The sequence below is a fragment of the Okeania sp. SIO3B5 genome (assembly GCF_010692555.1).
Lineage (GTDB): Bacteria > Cyanobacteriota > Cyanobacteriia > Cyanobacteriales > Microcoleaceae > Okeania.
Genome location: NZ_JAAHHG010000360.1, coordinates 1 through 10,298, shown reverse-complemented (window position 1 = coordinate 10,298; position 10,298 = coordinate 1). Strand labels below are relative to the sequence as shown.

Annotated in this window: 12 protein-coding genes; 7 read left to right on the top strand and 5 right to left on the bottom strand. The window is 35.1% G+C overall.

Annotated features, from left to right (window positions below):
• Positions 1–205 precede the first annotated feature (205 nt).
• On the top strand, positions 206–637 hold the full coding sequence (locus F6K54_RS31810) for a putative toxin-antitoxin system toxin component, PIN family (RefSeq protein WP_366558288.1): 432 nt from the start codon (positions 206–208) through the stop codon (positions 635–637).
• A gap of 129 nt (positions 638–766) precedes the next feature.
• On the opposite strand, the gene F6K54_RS31805 is transcribed toward F6K54_RS31810, so the two are convergent.
• Complete coding sequence (locus tag F6K54_RS31805) at positions 767–967, bottom strand: hypothetical protein (protein WP_293086898.1); 201 nt, start codon at positions 965–967, stop codon at positions 767–769.
• Between the two features lie 217 nt (positions 968–1,184).
• On the opposite strand from F6K54_RS31805, the gene F6K54_RS31800 reads away from it, so the two are divergent.
• Both F6K54_RS31800 and F6K54_RS31795 read left to right on the top strand, forming a co-directional pair.
• Entirely contained in the window at positions 1,185–1,481 is a 297-nt protein-coding gene (locus F6K54_RS31800) for a hypothetical protein (protein WP_293086895.1), read from the top strand.
• Entirely contained in the window at positions 1,478–1,891 is a 414-nt protein-coding gene (locus tag F6K54_RS31795; protein ID WP_293086892.1) for a type II toxin-antitoxin system VapC family toxin, read from the top strand. The genes F6K54_RS31800 and F6K54_RS31795 overlap by 4 nt, the downstream gene beginning before the upstream one ends.
• Before the next feature lie 124 nt (positions 1,892–2,015).
• Here the strand turns inward: F6K54_RS31795 and F6K54_RS31790 are convergent, their stop codons facing one another.
• Positions 2,016–2,252 (bottom strand): XisI protein, encoded by a 237-nt coding sequence (locus F6K54_RS31790; RefSeq protein ID WP_293086889.1) that lies wholly within the window; start codon positions 2,250–2,252, stop codon positions 2,016–2,018.
• 477 nt (positions 2,253–2,729) lie between these two features.
• On the opposite strand from F6K54_RS31790, the gene F6K54_RS31785 reads away from it, so the two are divergent.
• From F6K54_RS31785 to F6K54_RS31775, 3 genes are all read left to right on the top strand, one after another.
• The gene (locus F6K54_RS31785; RefSeq protein WP_293086886.1) at positions 2,730–4,451 is read left to right on the top strand and encodes an ABC transporter ATP-binding protein/permease; all 1,722 of its coding nucleotides are present in this window, start codon (positions 2,730–2,732) and stop codon (positions 4,449–4,451) included.
• A gap of 305 nt (positions 4,452–4,756) precedes the next feature.
• Positions 4,757–5,575, top strand: coding sequence for an alpha/beta fold hydrolase (locus F6K54_RS31780; RefSeq protein ID WP_293086883.1), 819 nt, complete (start codon positions 4,757–4,759; stop codon positions 5,573–5,575).
• Between the two features lie 174 nt (positions 5,576–5,749).
• Positions 5,750–6,589, top strand: coding sequence for an alpha/beta fold hydrolase (locus F6K54_RS31775; protein WP_293086880.1), 840 nt, complete (start codon positions 5,750–5,752; stop codon positions 6,587–6,589).
• A 17-nt stretch (positions 6,590–6,606) separates the two neighbouring features.
• On the opposite strand, the gene F6K54_RS31770 is transcribed toward F6K54_RS31775, so the two are convergent.
• Positions 6,607–7,422: an SAM-dependent methyltransferase gene (locus tag F6K54_RS31770; protein WP_293086877.1), complete on the bottom strand. Its 816-nt coding sequence runs from the start codon at positions 7,420–7,422 to the stop codon at positions 6,607–6,609.
• Positions 7,423–7,922: 500 nt separating this feature from the next.
• On the opposite strand from F6K54_RS31770, the gene F6K54_RS31765 reads away from it, so the two are divergent.
• Positions 7,923–8,714, top strand: a complete 792-nt coding sequence (locus F6K54_RS31765) for an SDR family NAD(P)-dependent oxidoreductase (protein WP_293086874.1) — start codon at positions 7,923–7,925, stop codon at positions 8,712–8,714.
• 28 nt (positions 8,715–8,742) lie between these two features.
• Here the strand turns inward: F6K54_RS31765 and F6K54_RS31760 are convergent, their stop codons facing one another.
• The gene (locus F6K54_RS31760; protein ID WP_293086871.1) at positions 8,743–9,198 is read right to left on the bottom strand and encodes a DUF29 domain-containing protein; all 456 of its coding nucleotides are present in this window, start codon (positions 9,196–9,198) and stop codon (positions 8,743–8,745) included.
• A 268-nt stretch (positions 9,199–9,466) separates the two neighbouring features.
• Positions 9,467–9,916: a DUF3598 family protein gene (locus F6K54_RS31755; RefSeq protein WP_293086868.1), complete on the bottom strand. Its 450-nt coding sequence runs from the start codon at positions 9,914–9,916 to the stop codon at positions 9,467–9,469.
• Between the last annotated feature and the right edge of the window lie 382 nt (positions 9,917–10,298).

Below are 10,298 nucleotides of genomic sequence, written 5' to 3'. Positions count from 1 at the left end.
CAGGAGTCAGGAGTCGTATGGAAATGGGTTTTATGCCATTTATTATATAGTAATTTATCTTTTTCCTCCAATAAATATTTCCTACAAATTATTTTAATACTGCTTATTATCTGTAACATTCTTTTTTCAAATTGGTATTATACGCAGATAATCCTCTATCTGAAGCTGAGATTGCAGTAGAAATTGATGCAGTTAGAAGGGGTGAATAAAAATTATTATTGATACAAATGTTTTAGTTTATGCCGTAATTGCTGATGGAAAACCTGAAGATGCTGTTAATTTTGTTATTGCAAAAGATGATTGGGAGTGGATTGTATCAGAAGATATTTTAAATGAATATCGACAGGTATTAAATCGTCCAAAATTCCAAAAAAAATTAACCGATATTGTTAAGCAAAAATGGTTAAATATTATTGAGGAAGCAACTACAAAAGTTGAGGTGGCAGTCGAAGTAAATTTTCCCAGAGATTGTAAAGATGAAAAATTTTTAGCTTGTGCAGTTGTCAGTAAAGCTAATTTTTTAATTACAGGTGACTACGACTTTGAAGAAATGCAGGCACTTTTACCTACAACTACAATTATTTCCGTTACCCTTTTTCAGAAGTTGGTAATCAATACTGGGGATGATTCAAGATAGAATTAAGCAGGTAGCTCATATCATGTCCGGTAGCACCGTTTGTGTATAAAATTAAGGTAAAAATGGGAGAAAACCTTCTGCCTCCTGCCTTCCTTCCACCAAAGTCTAATTATTCAACCGGACATGATATCATTCCCATTCTTGGAGTTCCTCTTCAGGTAGCGGTTCAAAGAATGCGTCCCCCAGTTTTCCAGTGAGGAGTCCGGGAGTCCGAGGTTGAGGGTTTTCTGGGTTTAACCGTACACGGAAGTCGTGAATCAACTCATAAATTTCTGACAGTTTCTCCTCTGGGATATCTTGCAGTTCTTGTATTATTTTTTCGATTAACATAATTCTCCAGCGTTGAATAAATTGACAATGATTATAGTATAGTAAGTTAATTTAACAGGCGATCGCCCAACATTTAAACCTCTCTACCTAAACTCGCTCTTCATAAATATTTTCTGGAACTTTTAGATAACCAATACTTAACCAGATTTCAGAACTAATATTACAATTATTTATGTTATAATTTTAGTCAGATAATCCTCAACAAATTTTATTAATTATGAGATCACCAAAATTATTAGAATTAGAAAAATCTATCCATAACTTATCATTAGATGAGAAACTATGGTTATTAGAAAAAATTGTTTGGCAAGTAAGACAAATAACTCAGGAAAAAAACTCTAATTTCACAACTAGCGAATCTGCAAATATCGGTAGTAATGAAACAGATATCAATCCTATCTGGAAAATAGCTGTAGAAATAGGTGCTAAAATCCCTCAAGAGGAATGGGAAAAAGTACCACAAGACCTATCGAAAAATTTTGATTTGTATCAAACATTAGGAGAGGAAGATTGAGAAAAGTTTTTGCAGATACGGGTTATTGGGTGGCTTTACTTAATCCTCGCGACGAGTTACATCAAAAAGTACAAGAAGTATCAGAAGCAATTACCCCTGTTCATATTTTTACAAGTGAGATGGTATTAACAGAAGTATTAAATGATTTTTCCAAAAGAGGTAATTTTTTTCGTCAAGCTGTCATAGAATTGATTGAAAATATTTATAAACACCCTAATGTTACGGTAGTTAAGCAAACAAGTAGTCAATTTCAGGAAGGATTATTTTTGTATAAACAAAGAGTAGATAAACAATGGAGTCTGACAGATTGTGTTTCTTTTCAAATAATGGAATATTACAATATTTTAGAGGCACTTGCTTATGATAAGCATTTTGAACAGGCAGGTTTTATTGCTCTATTGCGAAATTGAACTTCAACAGAACTTAGGCAAAGACTCTATACATAGAGTCTTGTTCAGTTACGCTAGCCCTAACACACCCTACCAATAGCGTTCATGCGTAAGTCCTATTCAAGCTAATATGAGGAGCGATCGCTCAATATTTATAGACTTCTCTACCTAAATTTGTAAACTTACGCATATAAGGCGAACTGTATCCTAAGACAATATCATACTTAGGCACTCCAGCTTCAATTAACTCCTTAGCTATCCCGATTTCTGTTCCATCTCGTTGAATCCAAATTTTCCTCGCTCTAATCTCAATATAAATCACACATCCAAAAACTCGTCTTTCTCCACACCATCCGACATGAAACATCAGATATAGCTTCAATTTATGATTCCTCCTCACTTACCAAGCTACATTATTATAATTAGGGCTTGCTGATTAAATCTCAAAGTATTGACTGATATTGGTTTCAGCCTTATTTTGGTCGAAAAAAGTGCAAGCTTTTCGGTCTAAAAAGCTCAAAAAGCTAGTATTTTGGGATGATTATGGCAGAAAAATTATTCTTACAATTCTTACTCCTACCTCATCTAAATTCCCATTTCTCCTGTCTCCTGTCTCCTGTCTCCTGTCTCCTACCCTCACCCATAAGACTTTTGAGCGCAAACCCTAATTAATTATCCGTACTTATAGCGTTTCCCAAGCTAATGAGGTACAGTTTTTTTTCTGATTTATCGATTCCTACGGAACCAGAATTACTACTCCCTACTCCCTAGTTCCTACTCCCTAAAACCAAGGAATTTTGTACTTCACGCTTTTTGGGAATTGCTATAATATCAATCTCCTACCTTGTAAATAGACAAAATGAAAAATCTAAAACTTAATTTCAGTATTTTCCAGAGGTTTTGGGCAATTGGTAAACTATATTGGTGGGAATCTCCAGAAAGATGGCGAGCAATTGGTTTATTTATATTGCTGCTTTGTCTTCTCAGTTTAGATTCAACTATAGGAGTTAATCAACTTAAACAACAAGGAGAATTAATTTCTGCTTTAGTTGATACGGACTCTGAGAGATTCTGGAAATCTGCATTTTTCTATATTGGTGCTTCTATTGTGTTAGCTGTTAATGTTGCTACTTGGCAGTATGTGGAAGATAAAATTCGTCTGTATTCCCGAGAGTGGTTAACCAAATTTTATTTAGATAAGTATTTCCAAAATGATTGTTTCTATAAAATCAACACCCTCTATCGAGAAATTGATAACCCCGATCAGCGAATTGCAGAAGATATTGCATCATTTTGTCATCGTTCTGTGAGGCTATTTCGGCAGCTTATCTTAGCAATTTTTAACTTGTTTGCATTTGGAATTCTACTTTGGGAAAAATCAAAATTATTGGTTCTGATTTTAGTCATATATTCTGTAGGAGGTATGCTAATTACAACTATAGGTTTTGGTAAAATTTTGATTCCAATTAAAAAAGAACAACTGAAACGAGAGGCAAATTTTCGATTTGGTTTAGTGAGAATTCGGGAGAATGCTGAATCAATTGCTTTTTATAATGGAGGTAATAGAGAATTTACCTACATTAAGCAGATATTTGCTCCGGCTTTAAGTATTTATAATAAAGTAATTACTTGGGAGAGAAACTTAGATATTTTTCAAAACGTATATAATTATATTACCTGGATGTTACCAGCTTTAGTTATTGGCCCGAGAATTTTGGCAGAGGAACCAGGGTTGGAAGTGGGAGCAATACAAGAAGCTAATGGAGCTTTTGGAAGGGTTTTTAGGTCCTTGAATATCATAGTTAGGATGTTTGAATTTCTCACCAGTTTTATCGCAGGTATTGAACGTTTAGAGAGTTTTGTGAAAGTTTTAGAAGAACCAAAAGCATTACCAGTGGAGGGTAGTACAACAATTGATACTGTTGAAGAGTCACGTTTAAGCTTACAGCATCTTACTTTGCAAACTCCTAACTATCAAAGAACTTTAGTTAAAAATGTATCTATAGAATTACAACCGGGAGAAGGACTTTTAATTGTGGGGGTTAGTGGTAGCGGAAAGAGTTCTATTTTGCGAGCGATCGCTGGTTTGTGGAATTCCGGAACTGGGACAATTTACCGACCGAAATTAGAAGAGATTCTTTTTTTACCACAACATCCTTATATGATTTTAGGTTCCCTACGAGATCAACTGCTATATCCACGCACTGACTTAAATATTTCTGATGAAATAATTTATCGAGTGCTTAATCAAGTTAATTTGCCAAAATTAGCAGAAATATTTGGTGGTTTGGATACTGTTGAAGATTGGGACAGGGTGTTGTCAATGGGAGAACAACAGCGGGTAGCTTTTGCTCGTTTGTTGTTGACTCAACCTCGTTATGCAATTTTAGATGAAGCAACGAGTGCTCTGGATGTGCAAAACGAACAAAGTCTTTACCAACATTTGCAAAGTTTATCGACTACTTATGTTAGTGTCGGACATAGGCCAACTTTGTTACAATATCACCACAAAGTTTTGGAAGTTATGGGTGATGAAACTTGGCGAGTGAGTTCTGCGCAAGATTATAAGTTTATGTCTTAAAATAGGGAGTAGGGAGTAGGGAGTAGGGAGTAGGGAGTAGGGAATAGGGAATAGGGAATAGGGAATAGGGAATAGGGAATAGGGAACAGGGGAGATGGGGAGTGTGGGGAGATGGGAAGTATGGGAAAAAATTAAAAAATGTGGTAGTTGTACATTGTAATGGTATAGGCAGTGGGAGCATCTTGCTCCCATTCTAATATCCTAAATTAAAAGCAACAGCTGATAGCTGATGGCTGACCGCTGAATGCTTACACGCTATATAATTAGGACTTACGCAGTAAAACGTAATTTAAGGGAAAAAAGATATGAAAAAAACAATTAAAAAAGCCTTTTTAGACACAGAAGATGGACAAATATTTTACCAAATAGGAGGAGAAGGAGAACCTCTAGTTTTACTTCACATGACTCCTCGAAGTAGCGACGAATTTAAAGAATTAATGGCAATTTTAGCCCCAAAATATTGTGTTATTGCGATGGATTTAATGGGGTTAGGAAATTCGGATAAACCCCCAAGAGAATATTCTGTTTCAGACTATGCTAAAACTGTTATTTTACTATTAGATGAATTAGGAATTAAAAAATGTAGTATTTTAGGAAGTTTAACAGGGGGTTATATTGCTGGAGAAGTTGCCGTATCTTATAGCGATCGCCTGAATAAATTAATCCTTTGTAATGTACATGGTTTTGATGCAGAAGAAGCTGAAAAAATTTGCCAAATATACGGTAAAGGATTTACGCTCAAAGAAAATGGTTCCCACCTCATGGAAAGATGGTTAGCAAGAGTTGATTATGTAGGAAATGGAGAATTAAATCATCGTTGTGTTATTGATGATTTAAAAGTTTTTGGAGGGAGTATTTATCCTGGGGTAGCAGTAGGTAAATATTGTGTTTCTGCCCAAGAAAGGTTTAAACTTATTCAATGTCCGACCTTAGTTTGTAACGGCACTAAAGCTGTAGAACCTTTAGAAAAATATGGTTTAGCAAAAGTAGAAAATCAAGGTTGGTTATCAGAAGCAATTCCCCATAGTAAAATGGTTGAAATTGAAGGAGGAAACTTGTGGATGATTAATCAAAGAGCTGAAGAAATATCGACAGTTGTTGTTGATTTTTTAGATAATAATTAAAGTAGCAATCAGCAGTCAGCAGTCAGCTATCAGCTTTTCAAGGTGTATAATGAGGGATTAAAACACCAATTAAAACGTACTAAATGCTTATTCCAATATACTAGAGGACTGTTCCCTTGAATTTTTAGTTGACAGATAGTTAAAGGAAAAAGCAACTTATTAGGAGTTTCACTTATGAGTTATATTGAGGAGCAATTAAATATTATGAAAATAAAGAGAGCATTTCTAGACACAGAAGATGGGCAAATACATTATCGAATTGGTGGTGAAGGTGAACCACTAATTTTGCTGCATCAAAATCCAATAAGTAGTAATGAATATCGAGAATTAATTCCAATATTTATTAAAGAAAAAAATTTAGTTATTGCTATGGATTTTTTAGGTTTTGGTGAATCCGATAAACCTCCCAGAATGTATTACATTGAAGACTATGCTAAAACAGTTACTTTACTTCTTGATAAATTAGGAATCAAAAAAGCAAATATTCTTGGGCATCATACAGGTGCTTTTGTGGCAGCAGAAGTAGCAGCAGCATATCCAGAAAGAGTTAACAAACTTGTATTATCTTGTATTGATTATTTTGAGGAAGAAGAAAGACAAACACTTTATAATAAGTTTTTTGAAGCTTACGAAATTAAAGAAGATGGTTCTCACCTAACAAAAAGATGGCCTGCTCGTTTAAGTTATGTAGATTTAGAATTAAATCATCGTTGTTTATTAGATGAGTTTAAATGTCATGGTTATCCTCCCTATGCTCCTTTTGCAATAATGAATTATGCAGAAAAAAGCTTACAAAGATTTAGATTAATCAATTGTAAAACTTTGATATTATCTGGAACTGAAGACATAAAACAATTAGAAAAATTAGGAATTGCCAAAGCAAAAAATAGAAAATTCATGGCTGAAACAATTACAAATGCTAAGATAGTTGATGTTGAAGGTGGTACTGTTTATATGATGAATCAAATGCCTAACGAAATTGCTAAAGTAGTTGTGGATTTTTTAGATAATTAGAGAATTAATTTTCTGACCTATTTTTTTTTAGCTCTGACAAAAAATCCTCTACTTAAATTAGGAATATCAGGAGAGGGAAATAGATTGCTAAAGCGTTCAAGGTCAAAATGTACTCTCTTATCTACAACTTCAATAGCTTCTGCTTCCCAGCCATATTCAGCTAATAGTTCTTCTGGATCGTCGCACCCAAAACGAAAATAACTTTTGTACGGCTCATCTACATTTTCAACACCTTTAACATTGTTTAAATCTAAACCTAAGTAACTACCAGTAGTGGCTAACTCAGAAATTATTTTGAGTAATTGGTGTACCTCTGATTCGTCTAAGTAAACTAAAAGTCCTTCTAATAACCAAACTGAAGGTAACTTAGACTGATAACCTTGTGCTAACAATAGATGTGTCCAAGGTTGAGTCAAATCTGCCCCAATATGATAGTGTTGACATTTAGGAACAACTTCTTGGAGAATAGTTTTCTTGATTTCGAGAACCTGTAGTCGATCTAGTTCGTAGATTTTAATTGCAGATGACCAAGGAAGACGATAAGCTCGTGTGTCCATACCTGCAGCTAGAATAACTACTTGATCTACCTCTGTAGAGGTTGAGAGAAGAAAATTATCGAAAAAATGGGTTCGGAGTATTACATAAGCCTGATCTTGTGCTTTGAAATTTTGCTCTAAAAAAGTCAATGCTTCTTCTCCTGCTAACTCACCAGCAAAAGGATCGTTAAACAAGCTGTCTAATCTTTTGCTTTCTTTGGCTCTCATTGCTGCCATTAAACGAGCAGAAAAAGGGACAAATTCCTCTGACTGTTTTGCTGGTAATGATGATGTCATCAGCAATCTCCTCTGAATTTTTTGAATGATACTATAATCTAATCTATTCCCGTCTAAAATTGCAAGTAATATCATGTCCGGTTGAACAGTTATAAATAAATAACTACGGAGTCCTCAGGAGTCAACCCACCCCTAACCCCTCCCAGGAGGGCAGGGCTGTTTCATTCTCGATGGACACGGGGACGCGGTGACACACCAGACACGGGGATGGAGGCTTTTAAGCAGCGTTGAACCAAATATTCTCTCAGAGCTTAAAGACGCTTATTGTCTGAAAAATCGGCAAATTTTGGCAAATTTCACCATTCCACTATCCCCTCATCTATCGTTCTCCCTAAATCTTTAATCTACAATACTTTGAAATAGCCCTGCTCCCAGGAGGGGAGGGGAACGACTGAGTCAGGAAGAAAGAAGAAAGAAGAGGAAGAAAGTTTTTTTATAACTAATTATCCGGACATGATATAATACCTAATTCGGTTATAAAATTAACTATATTAATACTTATGAAAGTTGCTTTAATCACTGGAGGAACTCGTGGAATAGGGTTAGCTATTTCTCGTAAATTAGCTGAAAATGGTTTTAATCTGATCCTGGGATATCATTCTAACCATGATGCTGCTTTTGCAGTTAAAAAAGAGTTAGAAAAATCAAATATTAAGGTTATTACTGTAGCTGGAGACATCAAAAAATCTGAAACCGTTGATGCTTTATTTAAGGTAGTCGAAGAAAATTTTAATAGTCAACTTACAGTTTTTGTTCATGTTGCTGGTTATGCTATTACCGCTACACTCCCAGGAAATTTTACTTTTGAACAGTATGAAGCAGCTCAAGAAATTTATCCTAAAGCCTTTATTCGCTGTATTGAAAAAGCTCTAACTTATATGGTTGATAGTGAAGGTAGAGTCGTTGTTATTTCTGCAACAGGTGTTCATAACCCAGGAAAAGTTTATGGTATGGCCGCACCAGCAAAAGCAGCAATGGAAACTTTAGCCAAACATTATGCGATCGCTGTTGCTCCACGGAGAATTACTGTTAATATTATTACTCCTGGTTATATCAAAACTCAAGCATGGGATGGGTATCTCGACAAAGTACCTTATATTGATAAAATGCCTCCCCAAGTAACTCCTATGGGAAGATGGGGACAACCGGAAGATATTGCTCCTTTAGTTGGGTTTTTATGTTCTCCAGAAAGTCAATTTATTACTGGTCAACATATTTATGTTGATGGTGGGTTAGAATTATCTTTATTTTGGAATATTCATCGGTTTAGTGAAACTTTAAAAGCAGAATAATTGATCGTCGTGATGTGAACCGCGATAATCAATTTTCTGGCAATCTTTTCATCAAATCTTCAAAAGTATAAGGACAAATATCGGGTAAACTAATATCATATACTTTTAAAAATTTACGCTTTGCTCGCTCATATTCAGGTTGAATATTGATTTTATTGAATAGAGTATTAGTAAGTCTTCTCTCAATTTCATCTTGAAAATCATCAATTTCATGAATCCAATTTCTGGGCGATTGGATCTCGTTAGTGTAGTCTAGCTTTAACCTGTGAATTATGATTTGTTTTAAAAAGCTATGAACTGCATTAATTTGCTCTTTTCCCAAGTTATCGATCTCCTCCTTTAAATTCTCCCAGTCAAGTGCTTTTTCATTATGTTCGCTCAAAGCTTTTGCTTGTTCTTCTGTCCATTGAACAAAATCTGTTTCATATAGATTAGTAATTCTAGTTTTTGTATTGGTTTGTCTAGTCACGTCAATAGAATTCATCGGTAAAACTCCTAGTTAGATTTTTAATTTTATGACTCTTAAGGAACTACAATAATTTTTCCCATCAAACGACGCTGCTCCATTTTCGTCAATGCTTGCGAACTGCTTGCATTTTCGGTGTATTATTTAAACTATTTGGTTGTCCTGCTCGCTAACGTGTGAAGATATATATTTTTTAATTTATTCCCACACTCCCCACACTCCCCATCTCCCCATCTCCCCATCTCCTCATCTTCCCTCCTGACTCCTGACTCCTGACTCCTGACTCCTAATTTATGACTCTTTCTTCTTTAATTATTGTCCGCTTAACTATTTGATGATTATTAAACCAATGCCAAGTTCTAGCGCGATAATTATTATCGGGACTAATATTAATCATTTCATAGATATAGAAATCTGGCATTCCTTTATAAGTAATCCACAAAATAATTGTTGAATTATCTGCTTCCCAAGCATAACCATCCAACCTTTCTGTATCAAACCAAATCTTTTTATCTCGATATATTCCTGGAAATTTATACTCTTCTTTTTTACCATCTTCCCACTCATAACGATTAGTTTGAAAATAGGGATATTCTCCATTATCTGGAAATTGACAAGTTAAATGGCAATTATGGCGATCGATAATATTTCCCTCATTATCTAATATTGTATATGTTCCTTTCCAATCTCCTTCATGGCGCACTAATACGGGCATTTCTTCTCTAATTTTGGACATAATTTAACTCCTGATGGGACTAAAATAATTATGCTAATTGCTAAGTTGATATTACAGCAGTTTTTGAGTTTTGAGTAAATTTGTAGTAGCTCGTCTAAACTAAAATTGTGAGTAAAACCCAACGCTATGATCCCCCCCAACCCCCCTTGGAAAGGGGGGAGAAGTCTATGTTTTCTAAAATTTTTCCACATTTTCAAGCTAGACGAGCTAGTAGGTTGGGTTGACGCCAGGAAACCCAACGAAAACAGGTAGATGTTGGGTTGCAGTAGACGATCGACGGTGCGTTATATCATGTCCGGATAATTAGTGATAAAAAAACTTTCTCCTTCAACTCCAGTTCTTCTTCTTTCTTCCCTCTTTCCTCCTGACTCCTGACTCCTGA

Coding starts and splice junctions, on each gene's coding strand:
- F6K54_RS31760 (WP_293086871.1), bottom strand. CDS start 9,198: ATGAATTCTATTGACGTGACTAGACAAACCAATACAAAAACTAGAATT.
- F6K54_RS31775 (WP_293086880.1), top strand. CDS start 5,750: ATGAGTTATATTGAGGAGCAATTAAATATTATGAAAATAAAGAGAGCA.
- F6K54_RS31785 (WP_293086886.1), top strand. CDS start 2,730: ATGAAAAATCTAAAACTTAATTTCAGTATTTTCCAGAGGTTTTGGGCA.
- F6K54_RS31780 (WP_293086883.1), top strand. CDS start 4,757: ATGAAAAAAACAATTAAAAAAGCCTTTTTAGACACAGAAGATGGACAA.
- F6K54_RS31770 (WP_293086877.1), bottom strand. CDS start 7,422: ATGACATCATCATTACCAGCAAAACAGTCAGAGGAATTTGTCCCTTTT.
- F6K54_RS31765 (WP_293086874.1), top strand. CDS start 7,923: ATGAAAGTTGCTTTAATCACTGGAGGAACTCGTGGAATAGGGTTAGCT.
- F6K54_RS31800 (WP_293086895.1), top strand. CDS start 1,185: ATGAGATCACCAAAATTATTAGAATTAGAAAAATCTATCCATAACTTA.
- F6K54_RS31805 (WP_293086898.1), bottom strand. CDS start 967: ATGTTAATCGAAAAAATAATACAAGAACTGCAAGATATCCCAGAGGAG.
- F6K54_RS31755 (WP_293086868.1), bottom strand. CDS start 9,916: ATGTCCAAAATTAGAGAAGAAATGCCCGTATTAGTGCGCCATGAAGGA.